Here is a 25,111-nt window from a genome sequence, read left to right on the forward strand (position 1 = left end):
GCGCGCCTCGACGGCGGTGCGCCGTTGCCTTGTCGGCACGGTGGGCTGCGGTGTGCTGATCTCGGGCTGTGCGATTGCCGCGGCGATCGTGTTGGCGCACATCGTCGCTCACGTGATCACCGATCCGTCGGCCCGCAGCCTCGGCGACTGGGCACCGCTGTTGGCGCTGCTGGTGGTGCTGTGGAGCGGGCGTACCGCCGCGCACTGGTGGCAGGCCCGGGTCGGTCAGCGCGGCGCCAGCGCGGTGATCGCCGAGCTGAGCGGTCGGGTGCTGGCTGCGGTGACCGCCCGGGCACCCAGCGAACTGGCGGCCCAGCGGGATGCCGCCGCGACAGTGGTGACCCGCGGGCTGGACGGTCTGCGTCCGTATTTCACCGCGTATCTGCCCGCCTTGCTATTGGCCGCGATCCTGACCCCGGCCACTGTAGCCGTGATCGCGCTCTACGACCTGAAATCGGCGGCGATCGTGGTCATCACGCTGCCCCTGATCCCGATCTTCATGGTGCTGATCGGTATGGCCACCGCGGACCGCTCGGCGGCCGCGCTGGACACGATGACGGCGTTGCAGGCCCGGCTGTTGGATCTGATCGCCGGCATCCCGACCCTGCGGGCCCTCGGCCGCGCCGTCGGCCCGGAGCGGCGCGTCGCCGAGCTGTCCGCCGCCCACCGGCGCTCGGCGATGGGCACGCTGCGGATCGCGTTCTTGTCGGCGCTGGTGCTGGAACTGCTGGCCACGCTGGGGGTGGCGCTGGTCGCGGTCAGCATCGGTCTGCGGTTGGTGTTCGGGGCGATGAGCCTGCCCGCCGGCCTGACGGTGCTGCTGCTGGCGCCGGACGTGTACTGGCCGCTGCGCCGGATCGGCGTCGAGTTCCACGCCGCCCAGGACGGCCGCGCCGCAGCCGATAGGGCGTTCGCACTGATCGACGAGCCGACCCGTGGGCCGCGCGCACGACACACAGTAGCGGCGCGCGGTGCGGCGATCCGCATCGAGCGGCTGCGCGTCGCCGGCCGCGACGGCGACGCCCCCGATCAGCTCAGTGCGCTGATCGAGCCCGGTCAGCTGACCGTGCTGACCGGGCCGAACGGCGCGGGAAAATCCACCACGCTCGCGGCCATCGCCGGGCTCACCGCCCCGACCTCGGGTCGCATCACGGTGGCCGGTGTCGACGTCGGCGACCTCGAGCCGGCGGCGTGGTGGGCGCAGCTGTCGTGGCTGCCGCAGCGCCCGGCGTTGATCCCGGGCACCGTCGCCGCCAACCTGGCGCTGTTCGGTGACCTGGCCGATGTCGACGCCGCCTGTGCGGCAGCGGGTTTCGATGAGGTGATCGCGCAGCTGCCGGACGGCCCGCACACCGTGCTGGGGCGCGGCGGGGTGGGCCTGTCGCTGGGTCAACGACAACGCCTGGGTTTGGCCCGCGCGCTCGGATCGGCGGCGCCGGTGCTGCTGCTCGACGAGCCGACCGCGCACCTGGACCCGGCCACCGAGACGCGGGTGTTGCGGGCGCTGATCGCGCGGGCCCGGGCGGGAGCGACGGTGGTGCTGGTCGGGCATCGCGGGCCGGTCCTGGCCGTCGGCGACCAGGTGGTCACGGTTGGAGCACATCAGCATGCGCCGGTCTGATCCGCTTTGGGCCGCCGTCGCGACGCTGCTGCGGCCGCGGCTGCCCGGGCTGCTGCTCGCACTCGGTTTGGGGGTGTTGTCGCTGTCCAGCGCGTTGGCGCTGGCCGGGGTGTCGGCCTGGCTGATCACCCGCGCCTGGCAGATGCCCGCGGTGCTGGACCTGTCGGTCGCGGTGGTCGCGGTGCGGATCTTCGCGATTTCTCGCGGCGTCTTGCACTACTGCGAGCGGCTGGCCACCCACGACACCGCGCTGCGCGCCGCCGGCACCGCCCGCGCGCAGATTTACCACCGGCTGGCCCGCGGGCCGGCGGAGGTCACCGCGCGGCTGCACAGCGGGGAGTTGGTGGCGCGCGTGGGCGCCGACGTCGACCAGTTGGCCGACGTTGTGGTGCGTGCCCTGCTGCCGGTCGGGGTCGCGGCGGTGCTCGCCGTGGCAGCGGTGACGACGATCGCGCTGATCTCCCCGGCCGCCGCCGCCGTGCTGGCGGTTTGCCTGCTGGTGGCCGGGGTGCTGGCGCCGGCACTGTCCGCCCGGGCCGCCGAAGCGCAGGAAGGTGTTGCCCGACAGCATCTCTCCGACCGCGACACGTCGGCGATGCTGGCCCTGGAGCACGCCCCCGAGCTGCGGATCGGCGGCGTGCTGCCCGCGGTGATCACCGAATCCCAGCGCCGGCAGCACGCCTGGGCCGAGGCCGTCGACGCCGCGGCGAAACCCGCGGCCATCGCGGCGGCCGTGCCCACCGCCGCGATCGGGGTCAGCGTGCTGGGCGCCCTGCTGACCGGGATCGCGATCGCCCCCACGGTCGCACCCACCACACTGGCGGTGCTGATGTTGTTGCCGCTGTCGGCCTTTGAGGCGACCACCGCGTTGCCGGCCGCCGCGATCCAGCTGACCCGGTCGCGCATCGCGGCGCGCCGGCTGCTCGACCTGACACCACCGGCGGCCGACGGCCCGGCGGCTCCGCCGGCAACACCCGCACCGACCCGCCGGCTCACGGCGGCGGTGCGGACCGGTTACCGTGCGCAGCACGCGGTTGAGGTGGCCGTCGAGCTGGCGCCCGGCGCCAGGCTCGCGGTCACCGGCCCCAGCGGCACCGGCAAGACGACATTGCTGATGAGCCTCGCCGGCTTGCTGCCGCCGCTGCACGGCGGGGTGGAATTGGACGGGATCGCGCTGCGCCAGCTGGCCGAGGACGAATTGCGCGCCGCCGTCGGCTTTTTTGCCGAGGACGCACATGTCTTTGCCACCACCGTTCGGGACAACCTGCTGGTGGCCCGCGGGGACTGCACCGACGACGAGCTGATCACCGCCCTGGACCGAGTCGGGCTCGGCCCGTGGCTGACCGGCCTTCCCGACGGGCTGGCCACCGTGTTGTCCGGCGGCGCGCACGCGCTGTCGGCGGGTCAGCGCCGCCGGCTGCTGCTGGCGCGGGCCCTGATCGCGCCGGCGCGGATTGTGCTGCTCGATGAACCCACCGAACACCTCGACGCCTCCGACGCCGACGTGCTGTTGCGGGCGCTGCTGGCCCCGGGCGGCGGTCTGTTCGCCGCCGATCGCACCGTGGTGGTCGCGACCCACCACCTGCCCAGCGATGTTCGGTGTCAGCACCTGAGCACCGTTGTCGCGGGCGGCCCGGCCGCTGCCGACCATCCATATCCGCCTGATCTGGAGCGTGAGCCATGACCGAGTCCGCCGACCCGCCCGAGAACACGGCATCCGACCAGCCGGCGGCCGCACACCCCGCCCCGACACCGCAGGCGCCGCCATCGGCCGCCGGGGGCTATCCGGTCCCGCCGTACCCGTATCCCCCGGCGCCCTACCCCGGCGTGCCGGGGTTCAGCGCCCCCAAGAACGGTCTGGGTGTCGCGGCCCTAGTGCTGGCCATCGCCGGACTGGTCACCTCGTTCACCGTGATCGGCGGTGTGGTGTTGGGGGTGGCCGCCGTGGTCTGCGGGTTCGTCGGGCGGGGCCGGGTCCGCCGCGGCGAAGCCACCAACGGCGGGGCGGCGCTCACCGGCGTGGTGCTGGGCTTTGTGGCGGTGATCGCCGGGCTGCTGTTCATCGCGGTGTGGGTCGCGTTCTGGGCCAACATCTTCCACAGCGTCGGCGGCGGGGACTACCTCGACTGTCTGCAACGGGCCGGGTCGGACCGGGTCAGCCAACAACAGTGCGCCGACGAGTTCAACCGGCGCCTCGAGGACCGGTTCAGCAGGACACCGGCCGTCCCGGCCCCCACCCCGTAGCGTTACAGCCGTCGGCGTCGCGGCAGGAACTCCAGCGACAACAGGACATACAGCAACGGAACCAGCTGGGTCAACGACACCAGCGCATACCGCCGGTCCCCCGACGAATGAAACTTGCGCAGGTAGCGATACAGCGACTCCAGCGCGATCAACGGGTCGAGGAGATGGACGGCGAGATAAAAGAAGCCCTGCAGCCGGCTGCGCTGCTTCGCGTCGAACAGTTCCGGAAACGCCGCAAACGCCAGCGACAACCGTTGCGCGCCAGCCTCTTTGGCAGCGTTGATCATATCGACGCTGAGCCGTTCGTCGATCCCATTGGGCGCCCCGCGGCGGCGCCACGGCACGTCGAGGCTGACATCGCTGCCGCCGCCGGCGACGGCATACCGGTGGAAACCCTGGATGTGTCCGGCGGCGTCGCGGGCGATGATCAACTGAATCCCCGGATAGCGCCCCTCCAACGCCCCGTCTAAGGCCATGCAGAAACCGCGTTCGGTGCGCGCCCCGCTGGGCGAGGCCAGCAGCACCTCGGTCAGCTCGGCCAGCAGCGTCTCGTCGAGATCCTGCTCGGCCACCACCTCGGTGGTGACACCGCAGTTTCGGGTGCGCTGCACGGCTTGCCGCAGATTGCGGAACTTGCGGCCCACCATCGCGAAGTTGGCTACGTCGATGACGACGTCCCGGCCGATCGGCACGGCCCGCAGCGACTGGCCCAGCAGCACCGGGTCGCTCCACAAACCCAGCCGCCGCTCGCTGCAGCCCAACACCACCAGCCGCCAACCCCGGCTATGGCACAGCGCGGCGAAATCGGCGACCAGTTCGGGGAACCGCGCCTCGTCACCGATCGGATCGCCGCTGACCACCGCGTACCCGATCCGGGTCCGGTAGGCCAGCGCGGCGGTGCCGTCGGCGCTGAAATGGAAACACTTGAGCGCCTGCATGGCGAACGGCGCCAGCGGATCGGCACGGGTGGCCTCGATCAGGCCCCACACCCGCGGCAGGTCGTCGGGTCGAGGGTGCGCGCCGGTGGGCCACATCAGGGCCAGGCCCGACCCGGCGATCAGCACGTCGCCGAGCAGGTCGAAATACACCACGTGCGCGGTGAGCCCGGCGACCAGCATCAGCACCGCCGCCGTGGCGTGCGCGGCGGTCACCGGCCGGCCCAGGAAGATGCCGCGGGCGATCAGCGCCACCGCGGCCAGGATGGTCAGCGACCAGCCCAGCCGACCGGCCGCCTGCCAGTTCTGGTGGTCACGGGTGATCACCACGATCATCCAGCCCGCGGCGCTGAGCAGGGATAACGCCCCGATCCAGCGGGCGGCGGGGGAATCGACATGAACGACGACGCGTTCTCGGGCCCGCACCCGGGGTGCGACGTCGACCGACGATTCGTACACGCCCCACCTCCCGTTTCTCGGCTCCAGTGGCTATCGAATACCCCCTGGTTGGAACGTTACGCCGGGTTCCGGGGGTGACGACCGCGCCAATTGCGTCGCAATCGAATCGTTGCCGACCGCCGCTACCGGGCTTATCGGCGCGAGCCGGGGAAGTATTTCAGGATGCCCTCCTGCACGACCGTGGCCACCAGCTGCCCGGACCGGTCGAAGAAGTAGCCGCTGCCCAGCCCGCGGGAGTCGGTCGCCACCGGCGACGACGTGGAATACAGCACCCAGTCATCGAAGCGGACCTGGCGGTGAAACCACACCGTGTGGTTGGCGCTGGCCGCGAAGATCCGGTCGAAACCCCAGGACAGGCCGTGGGTGGTGATGATGGAATCCAGCACCGTGGTGTCCGAGGAATACACCAGCACCGCGGTGTGCAGCGTCGGGTCCTCGGGCAGCGGCCCGTCGGCTTTGATCCACACCCGGTTGTGGTCCAGCCGCTCGCCCTTATCCCGCATCACCCACGCCGGGTCGTTGGTGTAGCGCCACTCGATCGGGTGCAACGCGTTCACGAAACCCGGGACGGTGTCTTCGTAGCCGCGCAGCAGATCTCTGATCTTGGGCAGCGTGTCCGGTTCGGCGACCTGGGGCGGTTCGATGCTGTGCTCCAACCCGGCACCGCCGGAAAGGTAGGAGATCATCGCGGTCGCCAGCAGGGTGCCGTCCTGGATCGCGTCGACTCGCCGGTTGGCGAAACGGCGCTCGTCACGCAACCGCACCACCCGGAACTCGATGTCCTTGGCGGGGTCACCGCCGTTGATGAAGTGGATCGACAGCGCGTTGGGCGGCAACTCGCGCAGCAACGTGCGGCTGCTGGCCACAAACGATTGGGCCATCAGCTGCCCGCCGAACGTCCGCAGCGGGGTTTTGCTGGGGTGCGACCCGATGAACACGTCGTCGCCGATGCGGTTGAGGTCCAGCACCGCCATCAGTTCCTCGAAATCGGGATTCGATTCGGGATGCGCGGTCGGCTCGCTACTGGCCGGCACTAGACGTCGTCCTCGCCGATCCGGTGCACGTGGATCAGGTTGGTGGAGCCCACCGTGCCCGGGGGTGCCCCGGCGACGATGACCACCTGGTCGCCACGCTGGTAGCGGCCCAGCTCCAGCAGCGACTTGTCCACCTGGCGGATCATGCCGTCGGTGGACTGCATGGCCGGCACGATGAACGTCTCGGTGCCCCAGGTCATCGCCAGCTGGCTGCGGATCTCGGGCAGCGCGGTGAACGCCAGCAACGGCAACGGGGTGTGCAGCCGAGCCAGCCGGCGCACCGTGTCACCGGACTGGGTGAACGCGACCAACGCCTTGGCGTCCAGCCGCTCCCCGATATCCCTTGCCGCGTAGGAGATCACGCCGCGCTTGGTGCGCGGCACATGCGTCAGTGGCGGGGCCGCGGTGGAATTCTGCTCGACCGCGCACACGATCCGGCTCATCGTGCGCACCGCCTCCAGCGGGTGCTTACCGACCGCGGTCTCCCCGGACAGCATCACCGCGTCGGTGCCGTCGAGCACGGCGTTGGCGACATCGGAGGCCTCGGCCCGGGTGGGCCGCGAATTCTCGATCATCGACTCGAGCATCTGGGTCGCCACGATCACCGGTTTGGCGTTCTCGCGGGCCATCTGGATCGCCCGCTTCTGCACCAGCGGAACCTCTTCCAGCGGCAGCTCCACCCCCAGGTCGCCGCGCGCCACCATCACCGCGTCGAAGGCCAGCACCACGGCTTCCAGGTTGTCGATGGCCTCCGGTTTCTCCAGCTTGGCGATCACCGGGACCCGCCGCCCGACCCGGTCCATCACCGCATGCACCAGTTCGACATCCGACGGCGACCGCACGAACGACAGCGCCACCAGGTCGACCCCGAGGTTCAAGGCGAACTCCAGGTCCTCGACGTCCTTCTCCGACAGGGCCGGGGCCGACACGTTCATCCCCGGCAGCGACATGCCCTTGTTGTTGCTGACCCGGCCGCCCTCGGTGACCGTGCAGATCACGTCGTCACCTTCGATGCGGTCGACCACCAGCGCGACGTTGCCGTCGTCAACCAGCACCCGGTCGCCGGCGGCCGCGTCTGTGGCCAACTGCTTGTAGGTGGTCGACACCCGATCGTGGGTGCCCACGCAGTCGTTGGTGGTGATCCGCACCGTTTCGCCGTTGGCCCAGTGCGTCGCGCCTTCGGCAAAACGCCCCAGCCGGATCTTGGGGCCCTGCAGGTCGGCGAGGACGCCGACGGCCCGGCCGGTGGCATCCGAGGCGGCGCGGACCCGCTCGTAGGCGGCCTTGTGGTCGGCGTAATCGCCGTGGCTGAAGTTCATTCGGGCGACGTCCATCCCGGCCTCGACCAGCGATTTCACCATCTCATCGCTGCTGGTGGCCGGGCCGAGGGTACAGACGATCTTGCCGCGTCTAGTCACTCCGTCAGCATAGTCGCGGCCGCGCAGCGTTCCCGCGCCGCGCAGTCTCACCGAGTGTGAACACACGGCGAAGAATCGGCCGAAACGCCGCCACCGCCGCACGCTCAGCGAAGTGGCGGGGTGGCGCCCACCGGGAAGGGGTCCGCCGCGCCGAACGTGCGTGCATGGCGGCGTTTCGGCCGAATTCCCGCCATGGATGCACACTCGGCGCCCGGACAGCGGCCGCTAACCCGCCAGTGTGGGGACGAGCGGGAAGCCGGGCAGATTGCGCAGCACGGTCCAGGCAATCGCTAGGACGGCGACGGTCACGGCGGCCGGGATCGGTAGCACCGGCGCCCCGCGGTGCCGGCGCAGCAGCATCCATGCCGCCAGTGCGGGCAGGCCCACGAGCAGGAAAACGTTGTCCATGACGGCCGCCGCCAGGTGTCCGTGCAGCAGATCGTGGGTCATGCGCAGCCCGCCGCAGGCGGGGCAATTCCAGCCGGTCAGTAGCCGAAACGGGCACAGCGGGAACAGCGAATCGGGTTGGTGCGGGTCGACGAGCCCGACGTAGCCGAGGGCGCCCGCCAGCAGCACGCCGGTGCCCAAGCCCGGATACAGCCGGCGGCGGCTGGCGACACGCTGGGACGAGCCGGTCATGGTGCCAGCATGCCAGAACGGCGGCTTATCCTCGGCGCCTTCTGAGCCTGCTCAACCAGCGGCCCCGTGGCTGCGGAGCAGGGGTGTACGTCGGGGTCGCTGCGTCCGAGGGGGTCTCTTCGGGCTCTTCCGCCTCGCCGTCCTCGGTCTCGGCGTCACCGTCATCGGACGCCGGCTCCTGGACCACGTCAGGCTCGGGTTGTTCCTCGGACTGCTCGGTGGTCTCGCCGTCAGCTGCCTCGGCAGGCTCTACCGCCTCGCCGTCCTCGGCCGTGTCATCGTCCTCCTCGGCCACCTCAAGCTCAGCCTGTTCGGCATCGACCGGGGACTCGTCCGCGGTCTCGTCTGCGGGCGACTCGTCGGCCTCTACCGGCTCCTCAGGAGCAACCCCAGCGTCGGCTTCCTCAGCGGCCGGCTCGGCCTCGACGTCGGCTTCATCGGCGTCAGCCAGTGACTCCGCAGCCGGCGACTCCGCGGGGGCCTCGTCGGCGACTCCTTCTTCGGCGTCCAACGCCTCGACGTCCTCAGACGTCTCCTCGACCGCGTCGGACTCGGGCTGCGACTCCTCAGCGAACTCTTCGCGAGCCGCGGCTTCGGCCTCTACCGCCTCGTCGCCTTCGGCCGCACCATCGCCTTCATCGGCCAGTTCATCGGAGTCAGCCGCGGCTTCATCACCAACGGGCTCTACGGGCGCCTCGTCGGCCGCCTGGTCGGCAGTCGGCTCTTGAATCTCGAGGGCCTCGGCGTCCTCAGCCCCGGCGTCCTCAGCCTCGGCCTCGGCTTCATCGGACACCAGCTCGCCGGTAGCCTGCTCGTCGGACTCCTGAGCCGGCGACTCCCCCGCGGTCTGCTCGGCGACCGCCTCTTCGGCGTCTAACGTCTCGACGTCCTCGGCCTCCGCCTCGGCGTCATCGGACACCGGTTCCTCGGCCGCCTCAGACTCCGGCTGTTCCGCGGACTCCTCGTCGGCGTCGGCCAGGGATTCCTCGGCAGCCGCCTCCCCGGCCTCCACCACCTCGATGGCGTCGGCTTCGCCCTCTTCTGCTGCCGATTCCTCGGCCGCTTCGGGCTCGGCCGGCTCCTCGGTTTCGGCCTCACCCTCCTCGGCTGCCGCCGCCTCTTCGACGACCTCATCGGGTCCGGTCGGAAACTCCTCGACCTGGTCCGCGGCTTCGGCCTCGCTGGGCTCGATGTCGGGCCCGAAATCGTCGGCACCGAGGCCCGCGGCGACCGCCGCCGGGACAGTGACCCGCTCGGTGTCCGATTCGGGCTCCTCGTCGGTCATCCAGGTGGCGCGCAGCGCATCCGGGTCCTCACGGCCCCGAGGCGCCAACACGATGTAGACCACCGCCCCGATGAACACGAACATTGACGTGAAGGAGTTGACCCGGATGCCGTCGATCAGGGTCGCAGGGTCGTTGCGCAGCAACTCGATGCCGAACCGCCCGACGCAGTAGCCGGCGACGTACAGCGCGAACAGCCGACCGTGGCCGATCTTGAACCGGCGGTCGACGTAGATCAGCACCACGAAGATCAGGACATTCCAGAGCAATTCGTACAGGAACGTCGGTTGGACAACCTCGGCGACCTGCCCGGTCGACACCCCGTCCAGGGAGTGCACGTCCACGATGCCGGAGGGGTCGCGCCGGTAGAAGATCTCCATCCCCCACGGCACCGTCGTTTCCCGGCCGTAGAGTTCCTGGTTGAAGTAGTTACCCAGCCGGCCGATGGCCTGCGCCAACACGATTCCCGGGGCGATCGCGTCGCCGAAGGCCGGCAACGGAATCGAACGGCGACGACAACCGATCCAGGCCCCCACCCCGCCGAGGGCGACCGCGCCCCAGATCCCCAGGCCGCCGTCCCAGATGCGCAGCGCCGCGTCGGCACCGGCGCCGGTGGGGCCGAAATAGGTGCGCCAATCGGTGATCAGGTGGTAGAGCCGACCCCCGAGCAAGCCGAACGGGACGGCCCACAGCGCGATGTCGTAGATCACCCCGCGCTCGCCGCCGCGGGCGGCCCAACGCCGATCGCCGATCACCAGGGCGGCGATGATGCCGACGATGATGCACAGCGCGTAGGCCCGGATCGGCACCGGACCCAGATGCCACACACCCCGGCTCGGGCTGGGGAAGGACGCCAACAACGTCGTCGTCATCACGCGGAGATCCTTTGGCGCACACCGGCGGCGAGTTCCTGGGTGAGGGCACGCAGCGCCGGCAGCCCGTCGGTCAGTGCCGACACCAACGCCGAGCCGACGATGACGCCGTCGGCGTAACTGCCGATTTCGGTGGCCTGCTGACCGGACCGCACACCCAAACCCACCCCCACCGGAATGTCGGACACCTCCCTGACCCGGCGCACCAATTCGGGCGCGGCGTGGGACACCGCGTCGCGGGCACCGGTGACCCCCATCGTCGACGCCGCGTAGACGAAGCCCCGCGACGCCTCCACGGTGGCGGCCAGCCGCTGCGGTGTTGACGACGGCGCCACCAGGAAGATCCGGTCCAGGCCGTGCTGCTCGGACGCCGCCAGCCACGCCTCGGCCTCGTCGGGAATCAGGTCGGGCGTGATCATGCCCTGTCCCCCGGCCGCGGCCAGATCGCGGGCGAACGCGTCAACGCCGTAGCGCAGCACCGGGTTCCAGTAGGTCATCACCACCGCGCGTCCGCCGGCCGCGCTGATCGCCTCGACCGCGGCCAGGGTGTCGCGCACCCGCACACCGCCGTGCAGCGCGGCCTCGGTGGCGGCGGCGATCGTCGGCCCGTCCATGCCGGGATCCGAATACGGGACTCCGACTTCGATGAGGTCGCACCCCGATTCCACCAGCGCGGTCATCGCGGTCACCGACGTCGGCACATCGGGATACCCGGTGGGCAGGTAGCCGATCAGCGCCGCCCGGTCATCGCGGCGGCAACCCTCGAAAAGTGGTGCCAGCTTGCTGGTTTGGCGTTGCTGCAGGGTCACCGCGGGCCACCGCCGTTCTGGTCGAGCAGGCCAAACCAGGTGGCCGCCGTCTCGACGTCCTTGTCGCCGCGGCCGGACAGATTCACCACGATGAGCGCACCGGGGCCCAATTCGGCGCCCAACTGCAGCGCACCGGCCACCGCGTGCGCGGATTCGATGGCCGGGATGATGCCCTCGGTGCGGCACAGCAGCCGGAAGGCGTCCATCGCCTCGGCGTCGGTGATGGGCCGGTACTCGGTGCGTCCGTTGTCCCGCAGCCAGGCGTGCTCGGGCCCCACCCCGGGGTAGTCCAGGCCCGCGGAGATGGAGTGGGATTCGACGGTCTGGCCGTCCTCGTCTTGCAGCAGGTAGGAAAACGATCCCTGAAACGCCCCCGGCGACCCGCCGGTGAAGGTGGCGGCATGCCGCCCGGTGGCCACACCGTCGCCCGCGGCCTCGAACCCGACCAGCCGGACCTGCGGATCGTCGAGGAACGCGTGGAAGATGCCGATGGCGTTGGATCCCCCGCCCACGCACGCGGTCACCGCGTCGGGCAACCGCCCGGCCTGGTCTTGGATCTGCACCCGGGTCTCCAGGCCGATGATGCGCTGAAAGTCCCGGACCATGGTCGGGAACGGGTGCGGGCCGGCGGCGGTGCCGAAGCAGTAGTAGGTGTTCTCGGCGTTGGTGACCCAGTCCCGGAACGCCTCGTTGATGGCGTCCTTCAAGGTTTTTGACCCGGCCTGCACCGAGACCACCTCGGCCCCCAACAGCCGCATCCGGGCGACGTTGAGCGCCTGGCGTTCGGTGTCGACGGCGCCCATGTACACCACGCAGTCCAAGCCGAGCAACGCGCAGGCGGTGGCGGTGGCCACCCCGTGTTGGCCCGCGCCGGTCTCGGCGATCACCCGGGTCTTGCCCATGTGCTTCGCCAGCAGCGCCTGCCCGAGCACGTTGTTGATCTTGTGAGAACCGGTGTGGTTCAAGTCTTCTCGTTTGAGGAAGAGGCGGGCGCCGCCGGCGTGCTCGGACAGCCGGACGGCCTCATACAGCGGTGAGGGCCGGCCGCTGTAGTGCCGCTGCAACTTGTCGAGGGTGTCGAGGAACTCCTGGTCGGTGCGCACCTTGTCGTAGGCGGCGGTGACTTCCTCGATCACCCCCATCAGCGCCTCGGGCACATACCGGCCGCCGTAGCTGCCGAAATGACCACGCGCATCGGGGTCGTGGTGGGTGGGTTCGGTAACGGCCGCGCTGGATCGGGGAAGGTCCGGGCCGAGCAGATCTGCCATCGCTGCGGCTCGAGCTAGCGGGCCGGCTTCGGGCAGGACGGGTGCCTACCGGCGGTCACCAGATCCGCGACGGCCGCGCGGGGATCGCCGCTGGTCACCAGGCCCTCCCCGACCAACACCGCGTCGGCGCCGGCGCCGGCGTAGGCCAGCAGGTCGGCGGTGCCGCGCACCCCGGACTCGGCGATGCGGATCACGTCGGTGGGCAGCCCCGGAGCGATCCGCGCGAAGCAATCCCGGTCCACCTGCAGGGTTCTCAGGTCGCGGGCGTTCACCCCGATCACCTTGGCCTCGGCCTGCAACGCGCGGTCGGCCTCCTCCTCGGTGTGGACCTCGACCAGCGCGGTCATCCCCAGCGATTCGGTGCGCTCCAGCATCGCCACCAGCGCGGGCTGGTCCAGCGCCGCCACGATCAGCAGCAGCATGTCCGCGCCGTGGGCGCGGGCCTCGTGAATCTGATACGGCGACATCACAAAGTCTTTACGCAGCACCGGGATCGATACCGCCGCGCGCACCGCGTCGAGGTCGTCGAGCGAGCCGTTGAACCGCCGCTGCTCGGTCAGCACGCTGATGATCCGCGCGCCGCCCTCCTGGTAGGCGCGGGCCAGCTGGGCCGGGTCGTCGATGGACGCGAGCTGGCCGGCCGACGGGCTGGCGCGCTTGACCTCGGCGATGACACCGATTCCGGGTTCGCGCAGCACCGCCAGCACGTCCAGCGGCGGTGGCGCCGCCTTGGCGGCCGCCTTAATCTCGGACAGGCTGACGACCGATTCGCGGGCGGCGACATCGGCGCGAACTCCCTCGATGATGGAGTCGAGCACGGTCGCCGAACTCATGCCTGTCGGTCCCTTCCTGGGGTCGGAAACGCGTCGCGAAGACGTCCATCGAAGGGTAACTGTCGCCGGGCCACCGGCCGTCACCGCCCCTCGGTGTCGGAGCCGGAGCCGTGCTGGCCATCGGGCGTGTCCGTCGGCTCCGCGGTCCGTTCGGTCGGGTCACCACCCTCATCCAGGGCATCCCAGAGCATCCGCTCGGTCATCCCCGCCTCGGCGTCGTCGCTGTGGGCCAGCGAACGCCGGGCCGCGGGGGCGACGTATTTGGTGGTCACCGCCCGTGCCGCCGCCCGCATCAGCAACGCCGCGGCGAGCAGCGTGCACACCGCCGCCACCAGGGTGAGCGCCGCGCCCACCGACCGGCGCTCGCTGCCCACCAGCGTGACCACCTCCAGGTGCGCGAGGTCGGCGGCCCGCTCGGCCACGTCCCGCACCGTCCACAGGCTGATGGCGAGGTAGCCGGTGGCCAGGCTGGCGGCGGCGACCAGCACCGCGAGCACCCGCAGCGGCCAGCCGCGCACCGCGACGGCGGCCACGGCCGCCGCCAGCGCGACCACCGCCAGCGGCACCAGCGCGGTGGACCAGGCCGCCCCGGTCAACGTGGTGGTCTTGGGCTGGCCCAGCCCGTTGAACGGCTGGGTCACCAGCACCACCCAGGGCAGCCGCGACGCCGCCCACAGCGCCCCGGCGGCGAGGACCAGCAGCAGCTGGGCGAGGTAGATCGCCAGCTGGGGGCGCCGACCGGGGGCCGAGTCAGCCATCGGCGCTGGGCACGGTGAGCGTCTCGGCGGCGGCGATCGCACCCAGCACCGCGCGGGCCTTGTTGGTGGCCTCGGTGTACTCGTAGGGGCCGTTGGAGTCGGCCACCACCCCGCCGCCGGCCTGCACGTAGGCGGTGCCGTCGCGCATCAACGCGGTGCGGATCGCGATCGCGAAATCGGCGTTGCCGGCGAAGTCCAGGTAGCCGACCACGCCGCCGTACAGCCCGCGCCGGGTCTGCTCGACTTCCTCGATGAGCTCCATGGCCCGCACCTTGGGCGCCCCGGACAGGGTGCCGGCCGGGAAACAGGCGGTCACCGCGTCCAACGCGGTGCGGTCCTCGGCGAGCATGCCGGTCACCGTGGACACCAGGTGCATGACGTGGCTGTAGCGCTCGATGTGGCTGTAGTCCTCGACGCGCACCGTGCCCGGCACGCACACCCGGCCCAGGTCGTTGCGGCCCAGGTCGACCAGCATCAGGTGCTCGGCGCGCTCCTTGTCGTCGGCGAGCAGCTCCTTTTCCAGCAGCTGGTCTTCCTCCTCGGTCTGCCCGCGCCACCGGGTGCCGGCGATCGGGTGGGTGGTCGCCCAGCCGTCCTGCACGGTGACCAGCGCCTCCGGGCTGGATCCGACGATGGAAAACGCCCGCGACCCGTCCTCGGCGGGGATCTGCAGCAGGTACATGTACGGGCTGGGGTTGGACACCCGCAGCATCCGGTACACGTCAATGGGGTCGACGGCGGTGTCCATCTCGAACCGCTGCGACGGCACCACCTGGAACGCCTCACCGGCCTCGATCTCGGCCACCAGGCGCTGCACGATCGCCCCATACTCCTCCACGGTGCGTTGCGACCGGTGCCGCGGCTCGGGGCGGCTGAAGGTGGCCACCGTCGACGGCAGCGGCTGGCCCAGCGCCGCGGTCATCACGTCCAGCCGGGCCACCGCGTCGTCGTAGGCCTCGTCGACCCGCTCGTCGGTGCCGTTCCAGTTCACCGCGTTGGCGATCAGGGTGATGGTGCCCTCGTGGTGGTCGACGGCCGCGACGTCGGTAGCCAACAACAGCAGCATGTCCGGCAGGCCCAGATCGTCGACGGTCAGCTCCGGCAGCCGCTCCAGGCGGCGCACCAGGTCGTAGCTGAAGAACCCGACCATGCCGCCGGACAGCGGCGGCAGCCCATGCGGTGCGCCGGTCGCCAACAGCGCCAGGGTGGCGCGCAGCGCCGCCAGCGGGTCCCCGCCGGCCGGGGCGTCGCGCGGGGTGGTGCCCAACCAGACCGCTGCACCGTCGCGCACCGTCAACGCCGACGGCGCCCCCGCCCCGATGAACGACCACCGCGACCAGGACCGGCCGTTTTCCGCCGACTCCAGCAGGAAGGTGCCCGGCCGGTTGCCGGCGAGCTTGCGGTAGGCCGACAACGGCGTCTCGGCGTCGGCCAACACCTTGCGGGTCACCGGAACCACGCGGTGCTCGGCGGCCAGCGCCCGGAAGTCCGCCCGGGAGGTCGTTGCGGCGAGGGTGGCGTCGTGCACGCGTACATCTTCCCAGACCGTGCCGATCGCCAGCGCGGCGCAGCCGGGCGCAGCGGGTCGCCACCATCGGACCCCGTGCCGATCGCCAGCGCGGCGCAGCCGGGCACCGGCGTAGCGTGACGGCCATGAAAACTGGTGACACCGTGGCCGACTTCGAGCTTCCCGACCAAACCGGCGCCCCGCGTCGGCTCAGCGCCCTCCTCGCCGACGGGCCGGTGGTGCTGTTTTTCTACCCGGCGGCGATGACCCCCGGATGCACCAAGGAGGCCTGCCACTTCCGGGATTTGGCGTCCGAGTTCGCCGCGCTGGGCGCCAGCCGGGTCGGGATCAGCGCCGATGCGGTGGCCAAGCAGGCCAAGTTCGCCGACCAGCAGGGCTTCGACTACCCGCTGCTGTCGGACAGCGACGGCACCGTCGCCGCGCAGTTCGGCGTCAAGCGGGGCCTGCTCGGCAAGCTGATGCCGGTCAAGCGGACCACGTTCGTCATCGACACCGACCGCACGGTGCTCGACGTCATCGCCAGCGAATTCTCCATGGACACCCACGCCGACAAGGCGCTGGAGACGCTGCGGGCCCGCTCGGCGTCCTAAGTGTTGACCCGCCGTTCCGGTACAGTCGCAAAGGTGGGCAGTCCCAGGGCCGCGGAACATCCGCGGCCGGACCATGTCATCGCGCATCTCAGCGACACCCATCTGATCGCCGGCGACGGCGACCTGTACGGCGACGTCGACGCCCAAGCCCGGTTATCCGAGCTGCTGGAGCGGCTTGAGGGCTCCCGGGCGCGCCCAGACGCGTTGATATTCACCGGGGATCTCGCCGACACCGGCCAGCCCGACGCCTACCGCGCGCTGCGCGAATTGGTCGAACCGCTGGCCGCTCGCCTTGGCGCCGAGCTCATCTGGGTGATGGGTAACCACGACGACCGGGCCGCGCTGCGCCAGCACCTGTTGCGTGAGGCGCCGAGCATGGCCCCGATGGACCGGGTGCATGACATCGCGGGTTTGCGGATCGTGGTGCTGGACACCTCGGTGCCCGGCCACCACCACGGGGAGCTCAGCGCGCAGCAGTTGGAGTGGCTAGCCACGCAACTGGCCGAGCCCGCCCCGTTCGGCACCATTCTGGCCATGCACCACCCGCCGGTCCCCAGCGTGCAGGACCTCGCCGCGCTGGTGGAACTCCGCGATCAAGCGGCACTGGCCGAGGTGCTGGACGGCACCGATGTGCGCGCCATCCTGGCCGGGCACCTGCACTACTCCACCGCGGCCACCTTCGCCGGCATCCCCGTCTCGGTGGCCTCGGCGACCTGCTACACCCAGGACCTGCTCAGCGCCGGGACCCGGGGCCGCGACGGCGCGCAGGCATTCAACCTGGTGCACTGCTACCCGGACACGGTGGTACACACCGTGGTTCCGCTGGCCGCCGGGCCCACGGTGGGGCGGTTCGTGCCGCCGGCGGCAGTGGACCGGGAGCTGGCCGACGCCGGGGTGAGCATCCTGCCCGCCGCGCGTATCCCACGCGTGGCCCAGCAGCCCACCCGGGCGTAGCGCGAGCCGCTTGCCGCTCACTCGTCGGCGGCGACCCGCTCCCACGGCGCCGGCACCGGGAAGTAGCTGTCCAGAAACGCGCCGACCACCCGGGCCCGTTCGGCGGCATCGACCTCGGGGAAGCTGCCGTCGTTGAGGCAGAAGAAGTCGACCTTGCGCTTCTTCAGCAGCCCCGGCAGTTTCGCCAGCCCCGAGCGCAGCGTGGTGTCCACGTACAGCATCTTGGCGGCCTCCTGCTGCACCGCGCGCCCGCTCATCAAGGCGTAGTAGTGGTACAGCGAGTTGGTGACCGAGATGTCGGTGCTGGCCCGGAACCGGCTCGCCTGGGTGCGGGCGAAGTCCGCGGGGAACTCGGCCTCGAGCTCGTGCAGCACGCTCTTACGCAGCGGTGCGGCGGTGTGCTCCAGGTGGCGGGTGATGATCTTGCCGAACTTCTCCCACAGCAGCTGCCGGTTGACCCGCGCCGCGTTCTCGAAGCCGCTGCGGTCGGGATGGTTGGCGCCCAGCCCGATCCGGGTGCCGGCCTCGATGAACTTCGTCACCCCGCCGGGCGAGAAGAACATCGCTGGCGACAGCGGCCGGCCGAAGAACATGTCGTCGTTGGAGTACAGGAAATGCTCGGCCAGGCCCGGAATGTGGTGCAGCTGGGTCTCCACCGCGTGGCTGTTGTACACCGGCAGCGCGGTCAGGTCGGTGAAATGCTCCTCGGCCCGCACGATGGTGACCTTGGGGTGCGGGGCCAGCCACGACGGCACCGGTGAATCGGTCGCGATGAAGATGCGGCGCACCCACGGCGCGAAGGCGTGCACCGACCGCAGCGCGTAGCGCAGCTCGTCGATCTGGCGGATCCGGGCGTCGGCGTCGTCGCCTTCGCCGACAACGTGATTCGCCATCGCGGCGGACCGCCGCGCCCGGAACTCCGGGTCGTTGCCGTCGACCCAGGAGAACACCATGTCGATGTCGAACGTGATATCACCGGCGTGCGGCGTGAACATCCCGGCGATCGTCGGCCAGGTGTGGCCGTGCAGGTCCACCGTGGTGTGGACGATGTCGCTGAGCGGCAGCACCTTCCGGGTCAGGGAGTTCTCGATCGGGCAGATGGCCTGCTGGCCGTCGAACACCCAAAACTGCAACTCCACCCCGGCCGAGGCCCCGTAACGCAGCCCGGACCGCGGGCATTCGCGGCGACGGAACACCCGCAGCAGCCGCGGGTCCGGCGCCACCGACAGCAGCCCGTCGGCCAGCGACACCGAGCGGCGCCCAATCCCGTCGTAAACCTTGGCCCGCAACGGCATTTCCAGGCAGGCGGCCATCAACACCTCGGCCACCCGGGCGCGCCGGGCGATGTCCACGACCAGGGCGGGACGCCCGTCGGCACCGCGGATGAGCAGAAACGGGATACCTGCCGCGTCGAGTTCGGCGCGCAGGAACACCAGGTCCTGCGCCATCCCCTCATAGGGGGTCAGGCGCAGCCCATGGGTTGAGCCAACAACGGGAGCTTCGATCATGCTGGTCACGGGTCCACCTGCCTTCCACGCTCAATGCCGGTTCACACGCGCACAATGAGGGGTTCCGCGGAGCGGTCGAGCGGCGACGGTGCCCTCACACGTTGAGCTTTGGCACTGGGCGACGTATCCCCGTACAGCCGGGAAGCCACTTGGGATCACCCCTTAAGCCGGGGAGATCTGTCCTGATCTTGGGCGTCTCTCGACGTCGTCAGATCAGTGGCCTGTGTTCACGCCAGAAGCCTCGCCTAACGAGGTGCATCCGCGAGGGTACACCGTTTTGCGGACGCGGCAACTCGAGTTTCGTCGGGCTGGAGACCGTGGACGGCCGCCGGAACCCCCCTCGCCGTCCATTACCGCGGGTCAGTCGGCGGGTTGGTCCGGCTCCGAGGAGTCGGTCTTCGCCGCTTCCGGCTGCGGCAGCAGGGATTCCAGTGCGGAACGGGTGATCCGCCGAAACGCCCGCTTGGGCCGGTTGGCGTCCAGGATGGCCACCTCGAGGGTGCCGGGCCCCAGCGGCCGCGGCTCCGAACCGTTGCCGCCGTCGGTCTTCTTCAGCGCGTCGACGGCGATCCGCAGCGCGTCGGCCAGTTCGGCGTTCTCCGCGTAGGACTCCTTGAGCGCGGCGATGATCGGCTCCGTCGTGCCGCCCATCACCACGAAATGCGGCTCGTCGGTGATCGACCCGTCATAGGTGATCCGGTACAGCTCAGACGGTTTGGACTGGCCTTGGTAGGCGACCCCGGCCACGCACAACTCCACCTCATACGGTTTGGCCTGCTCGGTGAAGATGGTGCCCAGCGTTTGGGCGTAGACATTGGCCAGCTGGCGGGCGGTGACATCACGGCGGTCATAGGCGTAGCCGCGGGTGTCGGCGAACTGGATGCCGCCGCGGCGCAGGTTTTCGAACTCGTTGATCCGGCCCGCCGCGGCGAACCCGACCCGGTCGTAGAGTTCGCTGATCTTCTGCAGGGACCGCGACGGGTTCTCCGCGACGAACAGCACCCCGTCGGCGTAGGCCAGCGCCACCACGCTGCGCCCCCGGGCGATGCCCTTGCGCGCGAGCTCGCTGCGCTCGCGCATCGCCTGCTCGGGCGAAATGAAGTACGGAAAACTCACTTCGCACCCCGCCGTTTGGGCTTGTCGGGACCGGCGGTGTCCGCGCGGGTTCGGCTTTCGATCACCTCGCGGGCCAGTGCGGCGATCCGTTGCTCGGACACGTCCACGGCGCCGTCGGTGTCGATGGTGACCGCGGTCGGGTAGATGCCGCGGACCAGATCCGGTCCGCCGGTGGCCGAGTCGTCGTCGGCGGCGTCGTACAGCGCCTCCACGGCGACCTTGAGCGCCGAATCGGCGTCGGTCACCCGCGAGTACAGCTTTTTGATCGACGACTTGGCGAAGATCGAGCCCGAGCCCACCGCCTGGTAGCCCTCTTCCTCGACGTTCCAGCCGCCGGCGGCGTCGAACGACACGATGCGCCCGGCGGTCTGCGGGTCGTCCGCGTCGATGTCGTAGCCGGCCAGCAGCGGCAACGCCACCAGGCCCTGCATCGCCGCACCGAGGTTGCCGCGCACCATGATCGCCAGCCGGTTGACCTTACCGGCGAACGTCAGCGGCACCCCTTCCAGCTTCTCGTAATGCTCGAGTTCCACCGCGTAGAGCCGGGCGAACTCGACGGCGATCGCCGCGGTGCCGGCGATACCGGTCGCGGTGTACTCGTCGGTGACGTACACCTTCTGCACGTCGCGGCCGGCGATCATATTGCCCTGCGTCGAGCGGCGGTCCCCGGCGATGACCACCCCGCCCGGGTATTTCAACGCGACGATCGTGGTGCCGTGCGGCAGCTGGCCGGCGGCGCCCTCACCTGCGCCGCCGGCGCTCAGGCCGGTCGGCAGCAGTTCCGGCGCCTGACGCCGCAGGAATTCAGAGAATGACGACAGGTCGACCGACGGATTGGCTAATGCTGAGTTGAGGGGCAGATGATCGCGGAACGGCCAGGTCACTGTCCGCCCTTTTGGACGTATGCCCGCACGAAGTCCTCGGCGTTCTCCTCGAGCACGTCATCGATCTCGTCGAGCAGGTCATCGGTGTCTTCGGCTAGCTTCTCGCGACGCTCCTGGCCCGCCGCAGTGCTGCCGGTGAGGTCCTCGTCGTCGCCGTCGCCACCGCCACGCTTGGTCTGCTCCTGAGCCATCGCTGCCTCCTGCTAGGTCATCGGCCCCGCATCACGCGCGGGGGCCGGTCTCTCCACCCTACCGGTCAATGGCGATGTTGCTGCGGCTCTAGGTAGTGAGTTGTTGCACCAGTTCCACGGCGCTGTCCACCGAGTCCAGCAGCGCCCCCACGTGGGCTTTGCTGCCGCGCAGCGGCTCCAACGTGGGGATCCGCACCAGCGAGTCGCCGCCCAGGTCGAAAATCACCGAGTCCCAGCTGGCCGCCGCAATGTCGGCGCCGAACCGGCGCAGGCATTCGCCGCGGAAGTAGGCGCGGGTGTCGGTGGGCGGGTTATCGACCGCGTTGAGCACCTGCTGTTCGGTGACCAGCCGTCGCATGGAACCCCGCGCGACCAACCGGTTGTACAGCCCCTTGTCCAGCCGGACATCGGAATACTGCAGGTCAACCAGGTGCAGCCGGGGCGCCGACCAGCTGAGGTTCTCCCGTTGCCGGAACCCCTCCAGGATTCGCAGCTTGGCGGGCCAGTCCAGCAGGTCCGCGCACTCCATCGGGTCGCGTTCCAGCAGGTCGAGCACGTTGGCCCAGGTCGTCACGATGTCGTTGGCCCGCGGGTCCGGGTCACGGGCCTCGACCAGCTTGGCCACCCGGTCCAGGTAGATGCGTTGCAGCGCAAGACCGGTCAGCTCCCGGCCGTCGGCCAGCGCCACGGTGGCCCGCAGCGACGGGTCGCGGCTGATCACATGCACCGCGTGCACCGGCCGGGCCAGCGCCAGGTCGCTCAAGTCGATGCCGTGCGCGGGCCCCTCCTCGATGAGATCGAGCACCAGCGAGGTGGCGCCCAGCTTGAGGTAGGTGGAGGTCTCGGCGAGGTTGGCATCGCCGATGATCACGTGCAGCCGCCGGTATTTGTCGGCGTCGGCGTGCGGCTCGTCGCGGGTGTTGATGATGCCGCGCTTCAGGGTGGTTTCCAGCCCGACCTCGACCTCGATGTAGTCGGCGCGCTGCGACAGCTGAAAGCCCGGCTCGTCCCCGGACGGACCGATGCCCACCCGGCCCGAGCCGGTGATCACCTGACGGGACACGAAGAACGGGGTCAGCCCGGCGATGATGGCCGAAAACGGCGTCTGCCGGCTCATCAGGTAGTTCTCGTGTGACCCGTAGGAGGCGCCCTTACCGTCGACGTTGTTTTTGTACAACTGCAGCTTGGCGGCGCCGGGCACGCTGGCGACGTGCCGGGCGGCGGCCTCCATCACCCGTTCGCCGGCCTTATCCCAGATCACCGCGTCCAGCGGGTCGGTGACCTCGGGCGCGGAGTACTCCGGGTGGGCGTGGTCGACGTACAGCCGCGCCCCGTTGGTCAAAATCATGTTCGCCGCGCCGACCTCGTCGGCGTCGACGACCGGCGGCGGCCCGGCCGAGCGGCTCAGGTCGAACCCGCGGGCGTCACGCAGCGGAGATTCCACCTCGTAGTCCCAGCGGGTGCGTTTGGCGCGTTGGATGCCGGCCGCCGCGGCGTAGGCCAGCACGGCCTGCGTCGAGGTGAGGATCGGGTTGGCGGTCGGATCCGACGGCGACGAAATGCCGTATTCCACTTCGGTCCCGATGATCCGCTGCATGACGTCCACCCTAGGTGTGCCGAAATTGACGTTAGCGCGCGGTCCACTCGAACTTTCGCGCGCTAACGTCGATCTCGACGAGTGGCGGTCTACAGGTACTGGCCCAGGTTGGATTCGGTGTCGATGGCCCGGCTCGCGCTGGAGCTCTTGCCGGTGACCAGGGTGCGGATGTAGACGATCCGCTCCCCCTTCTTGCCCGAGATCCGAGCCCAGTCATCGGGGTTGGTGGTGTTGGGCAGGTCCTCGTTCTCGGCGAACTCGTCGACGATCGAATCCAGCAGGTGCTGGATGCGCAGACCGGGCTGGCCGGTCTCCAGCACCGACTTGATCGCGTTCTTCTTCGCCCGGTCGACGACGTTTTGGATCATCGCCCCGGAGTTGAAGTCCTTGAAGTACATGACTTCCTTGTCACCGTTGGCGTAGGTGACCTCCAGGAACCGGTTGTCGTCGATCTCGGCGTACATCCGGTCGACGACCTTTTCGATCATCGCCTTGATGCACAGCGTGCGATCGTGGCCGAACTCGGCCAGGTCGTCGGCGTGCACCGGCAGGTCGTCGGTGAGGTACTTGGAGAAGATGTCCTGGGCCGCCTCGGCGTCCGGCCGCTCGATCTTGATTTTGACGTCCAGCCGGCCGGGCCGCAGGATCGCCGGGTCGATCATGTCCTCGCGGTTGGAGGCGCCGATGACGATGACGTTCTCCAGCCCCTCCACGCCGTCGATCTCGGACAGCAGCTGGGGCACCACGGTGGTCTCCACATCGGAGGACACCCCGGTGCCGCGGGTGCGGAAGATCGAATCCATCTCGTCGAAGAACACGATCACCGGGGTGCCTTCGGAGGCCTTCTCCCGGGCCCGCTGGAAGATCAGTCGGATGTGCCGCTCGGTCTCCCCGACGAACTTGTTCAACAGCTCGGGGCCCTTGATGTTGAGGAAGTAGGACTTGGCTTCCTTGGCGTCGTCGCCGCGGACCTCGGCCATCTTTTTGGCCAGCGAGTTGGCCACCGCCTTGGCGATCAGCGTCTTCCCGCAGCCGGGCGGGCCGTAGAGCAGCACCCCCTTGGGCGGGCGCAGCATGTACTCGCGGTACAGCTCGCCGTGCAGGAACGGCAGCTCCACCGCGTCGCGGATCTGCTCGATCTGGCGGCCCAACCCGCCGATGTCGTTGTAGCTGACGTCGGGCACCTCTTCGAGCACCAGGTCCTCGACCTCGGCCTTGGGGATGCGTTCGAACGCGTAGCCGGCCTTGGTGTCGACCAGCAGCGAGTCGCCGGGGCGCAGCTTGCGGGGCCGCAGGTCGTCGTCGAGGGCGTCGAAGGTGCCCTCGGGCAGGTCGGCGGCCACCAGCGGCTCGGCCAGCCACACGATGCGCTCCTCGTCGGCGTGGCCGACCACCAGCGCGCGGTGCCCGTCGGCCAGGATCTCGCGCAGGGTGGAGATCTCCCCCACCGATTCGAAGGTGCCGGCCTCCACCACGGTCAACGCCTCGTTGAGCCGGACGGTCTGGCCCTTCTTCAGCGAGCCGACCTCGATGTTGGGTGAGCAGGTCAGCCGCATTTTGCGGCCGGAGGTGAACACGTCGACGGTGTCGTCGTCATGGGTGCACAGCAGCACTCCGTAACCGCTGGGCGGCTGCCCGAGCCGGTCGACCTCCTCGCGCAGCGCCAGCAGTTGCTGACGGGCTTCCTTGAGGGTTTCCATCAGCTTGGAGTTGCGGGCCGCTAACGAGTCGATGCGCGCCTCGAGCTGATGCACATCGCGGCTGCTGCGCACGGCGTCCTGCGGTCCGCTCGCATGCTCCAGTTGCTCGCGCAGCAGTGCCGCTTCGCGACGCAGCTCTTCCAGCTCGGCAGCGTCGTCCTCGGACATGCCCGTTTGCCGGGGGCCACCGAACGATTCAGAACGCTCTGACTCACCCATAGTTGCGCTCCTTTCCCATGCCGGAAGTTGGCGCGGCGGATACTTCAACGCTACCGGCGATTGCGGATCCATGTGCAGACTAGGAATCCGACACACGGGTGACACTGTTAGCCTTGCTGCTACATCGGTCGGATCGAGAGGACAGCCGTGACCCTGAAATCCCTAGCCACGGGCGTGGCAGCCGTCGCCGCGATCGGAGCGGCCGCCGCCGGTGTGACATCTATTGCATCGGTGAGCCCAGCGGCGTCCGAGGTGCAGCCGGTGGTCTTCGGCATCCCGGTTCCGCTGGATCCGGCCCCCGACGTCCCCGCGCCCGACGAGCTGATCGGCCTGCTCAACAACCTCGCCGACCCCGGTGTGCCGTTTGCCAGCAAATCCGGGCTGGTGGAGGGCGGCATCGGCCCGATCGAGGCGCACGCCGCCGACAAACGGCTGCAGAAGGCCGCCCAGAAGGGGCAGCTGCCGTTGCAGTTCAGCGTCGCCAACATCGCGCCGAGCGGCCCGGGAACGGCCACCGCCAACGTCACCGCGTCCGGACCGCAGATGGCGCCGCGCACCCTGGCCGTCAGCTTCGTCAACCAGGACGGCTGGAAGCTGTCGCGGTCCTCGGCCATGTCGCTGCTGCAGGCCGCCTCGGCCGGCTGACCCGCC

Annotated in this window: 22 protein-coding genes and 1 riboswitch; of the genes, 6 read left to right on the forward strand and 16 right to left on the reverse strand. The window is 70.0% G+C overall.

The window, feature by feature from the left end; genetic code table 11:
- The first annotated feature begins 16 nt into the window (after window positions 1-16).
- From cydD to ACAG26_RS06010, 3 genes are read left to right on the forward strand one after another with little or no spacing between them, the layout of a single operon-like run.
- Complete coding sequence (gene cydD / locus ACAG26_RS06000) at window positions 17-1,621, forward strand: thiol reductant ABC exporter subunit CydD (RefSeq protein WP_370480460.1); 1,605 nt, start codon at window positions 17-19, stop codon at window positions 1,619-1,621.
- Entirely contained in the window at window positions 1,608-3,305 is a 1,698-nt protein-coding gene (gene cydC / locus ACAG26_RS06005) for a thiol reductant ABC exporter subunit CydC (RefSeq protein WP_370480461.1), read from the forward strand. Before cydD ends, cydC begins: the two co-directional genes overlap by 14 nt.
- Window positions 3,302-3,865: a DUF4190 domain-containing protein gene (locus tag ACAG26_RS06010; RefSeq protein WP_370480462.1), complete on the forward strand. Its 564-nt coding sequence runs from the start codon at window positions 3,302-3,304 to the stop codon at window positions 3,863-3,865. Before cydC ends, ACAG26_RS06010 begins: the two co-directional genes overlap by 4 nt.
- Window positions 3,866-3,867: 2 nt before the next feature.
- On the opposite strand, the gene ACAG26_RS06015 is transcribed toward ACAG26_RS06010, so the two are convergent.
- The 10 genes from ACAG26_RS06015 to ACAG26_RS06060 form a co-directional block, all read right to left on the reverse strand.
- On the reverse strand, window positions 3,868-5,286 hold the full coding sequence (locus ACAG26_RS06015; RefSeq protein ID WP_370480718.1) for a bifunctional lysylphosphatidylglycerol flippase/synthetase MprF: 1,419 nt from the start codon (window positions 5,284-5,286) through the stop codon (window positions 3,868-3,870).
- Window positions 5,287-5,390: 104 nt separating this feature from the next.
- On the reverse strand, window positions 5,391-6,233 hold the full coding sequence (locus tag ACAG26_RS06020) for an acyl-CoA thioesterase II (protein ID WP_370480720.1): 843 nt from the start codon (window positions 6,231-6,233) through the stop codon (window positions 5,391-5,393).
- A gap of 59 nt (window positions 6,234-6,292) precedes the next feature.
- Window positions 6,293-7,711 carry a pyruvate kinase gene (gene pyk / locus ACAG26_RS06025; RefSeq protein ID WP_370480463.1) on the reverse strand — a complete coding sequence of 473 codons (1,419 nt, stop codon included), beginning with the start codon at window positions 7,709-7,711 and terminating at the stop codon, window positions 6,293-6,295.
- 225 nt (window positions 7,712-7,936) lie between these two features.
- Window positions 7,937-8,350, reverse strand: a complete 414-nt coding sequence (locus tag ACAG26_RS06030) for a DUF2752 domain-containing protein (RefSeq protein ID WP_370480464.1) — start codon at window positions 8,348-8,350, stop codon at window positions 7,937-7,939.
- Window positions 8,351-8,375: 25 nt separating this feature from the next.
- Complete coding sequence (gene lgt, locus ACAG26_RS06035; protein WP_370480465.1) at window positions 8,376-10,505, reverse strand: prolipoprotein diacylglyceryl transferase; 2,130 nt, start codon at window positions 10,503-10,505, stop codon at window positions 8,376-8,378.
- On the reverse strand, window positions 10,505-11,314 hold the full coding sequence (gene trpA, locus ACAG26_RS06040; protein WP_370480466.1) for a tryptophan synthase subunit alpha: 810 nt from the start codon (window positions 11,312-11,314) through the stop codon (window positions 10,505-10,507). Before trpA ends, lgt begins: the two co-directional genes overlap by 1 nt.
- On the reverse strand, window positions 11,311-12,582 hold the full coding sequence (gene trpB, locus ACAG26_RS06045; protein ID WP_370480467.1) for a tryptophan synthase subunit beta: 1,272 nt from the start codon (window positions 12,580-12,582) through the stop codon (window positions 11,311-11,313). The genes trpA and trpB overlap by 4 nt, the downstream gene beginning before the upstream one ends.
- A 14-nt stretch (window positions 12,583-12,596) precedes the next feature.
- Entirely contained in the window at window positions 12,597-13,415 is an 819-nt protein-coding gene (gene trpC, locus ACAG26_RS06050) for an indole-3-glycerol phosphate synthase TrpC (RefSeq protein WP_370480468.1), read from the reverse strand.
- Window positions 13,416-13,495: 80 nt separating this feature from the next.
- A complete protein-coding gene (locus ACAG26_RS06055; protein ID WP_370480469.1) occupies window positions 13,496-14,173 on the reverse strand; it encodes a TIGR02234 family membrane protein in 678 nt (225 codons plus the stop codon).
- A complete protein-coding gene (locus ACAG26_RS06060; protein WP_370480470.1) occupies window positions 14,166-15,701 on the reverse strand; it encodes an anthranilate synthase component I in 1,536 nt (511 codons plus the stop codon). Before ACAG26_RS06060 ends, ACAG26_RS06055 begins: the two co-directional genes overlap by 8 nt.
- A gap of 125 nt (window positions 15,702-15,826) precedes the next feature.
- Between ACAG26_RS06060 and ACAG26_RS06065 the strand changes: the two genes are divergently transcribed.
- The gene (locus tag ACAG26_RS06065) at window positions 15,827-16,291 is read left to right on the forward strand and encodes a peroxiredoxin (RefSeq protein ID WP_370480471.1); all 465 of its coding nucleotides are present in this window, start codon (window positions 15,827-15,829) and stop codon (window positions 16,289-16,291) included.
- Between the two features lie 33 nt (window positions 16,292-16,324).
- Window positions 16,325-17,245 carry a phosphodiesterase gene (locus ACAG26_RS06070; protein WP_370480472.1) on the forward strand — a complete coding sequence of 307 codons (921 nt, stop codon included), beginning with the start codon at window positions 16,325-16,327 and terminating at the stop codon, window positions 17,243-17,245.
- A 17-nt stretch (window positions 17,246-17,262) separates the two neighbouring features.
- On the opposite strand, the gene ACAG26_RS06075 is transcribed toward ACAG26_RS06070, so the two are convergent.
- The 6 genes from ACAG26_RS06075 to arc form a co-directional block, all read right to left on the reverse strand.
- Window positions 17,263-18,753 carry a stealth family protein gene (locus ACAG26_RS06075; RefSeq protein ID WP_370480721.1) on the reverse strand — a complete coding sequence of 497 codons (1,491 nt, stop codon included), beginning with the start codon at window positions 18,751-18,753 and terminating at the stop codon, window positions 17,263-17,265.
- Window positions 18,754-18,839: 86 nt separating this feature from the next.
- Window positions 18,840-19,013: riboswitch (M-box (ykoK) riboswitch) on the reverse strand.
- Window positions 19,014-19,113: 100 nt separating this feature from the next.
- On the reverse strand, window positions 19,114-19,869 hold the full coding sequence (gene prcA, locus ACAG26_RS06080) for a proteasome subunit alpha (protein WP_370480473.1): 756 nt from the start codon (window positions 19,867-19,869) through the stop codon (window positions 19,114-19,116).
- On the reverse strand, window positions 19,866-20,753 hold the full coding sequence (prcB, locus tag ACAG26_RS06085; protein ID WP_370480474.1) for a proteasome subunit beta: 888 nt from the start codon (window positions 20,751-20,753) through the stop codon (window positions 19,866-19,868). Before prcB ends, prcA begins: the two co-directional genes overlap by 4 nt.
- Window positions 20,750-20,944 (reverse strand): ubiquitin-like protein Pup, encoded by a 195-nt coding sequence (locus tag ACAG26_RS06090; RefSeq protein WP_370480475.1) that lies wholly within the window; start codon window positions 20,942-20,944, stop codon window positions 20,750-20,752. Before ACAG26_RS06090 ends, prcB begins: the two co-directional genes overlap by 4 nt.
- 88 nt (window positions 20,945-21,032) lie before the next feature.
- Window positions 21,033-22,541 (reverse strand): pup deamidase/depupylase, encoded by a 1,509-nt coding sequence (gene dop / locus ACAG26_RS06095; RefSeq protein WP_071025736.1) that lies wholly within the window; start codon window positions 22,539-22,541, stop codon window positions 21,033-21,035.
- Between the two features lie 89 nt (window positions 22,542-22,630).
- On the reverse strand, window positions 22,631-24,460 hold the full coding sequence (arc, locus tag ACAG26_RS06100) for a proteasome ATPase (RefSeq protein WP_370480476.1): 1,830 nt from the start codon (window positions 24,458-24,460) through the stop codon (window positions 22,631-22,633).
- Between the two features lie 147 nt (window positions 24,461-24,607).
- On the opposite strand from arc, the gene ACAG26_RS06105 reads away from it, so the two are divergent.
- On the forward strand, window positions 24,608-25,105 hold the full coding sequence (locus tag ACAG26_RS06105; RefSeq protein ID WP_370480477.1) for a hypothetical protein: 498 nt from the start codon (window positions 24,608-24,610) through the stop codon (window positions 25,103-25,105).
- The last annotated feature ends 6 nt before the right edge of the window (window positions 25,106-25,111 follow it).

This window comes from Mycobacterium sp. pUA109 (assembly GCF_041287095.1).
In the GTDB taxonomy this organism is placed as follows: domain Bacteria; phylum Actinomycetota; class Actinomycetes; order Mycobacteriales; family Mycobacteriaceae; genus Mycobacterium.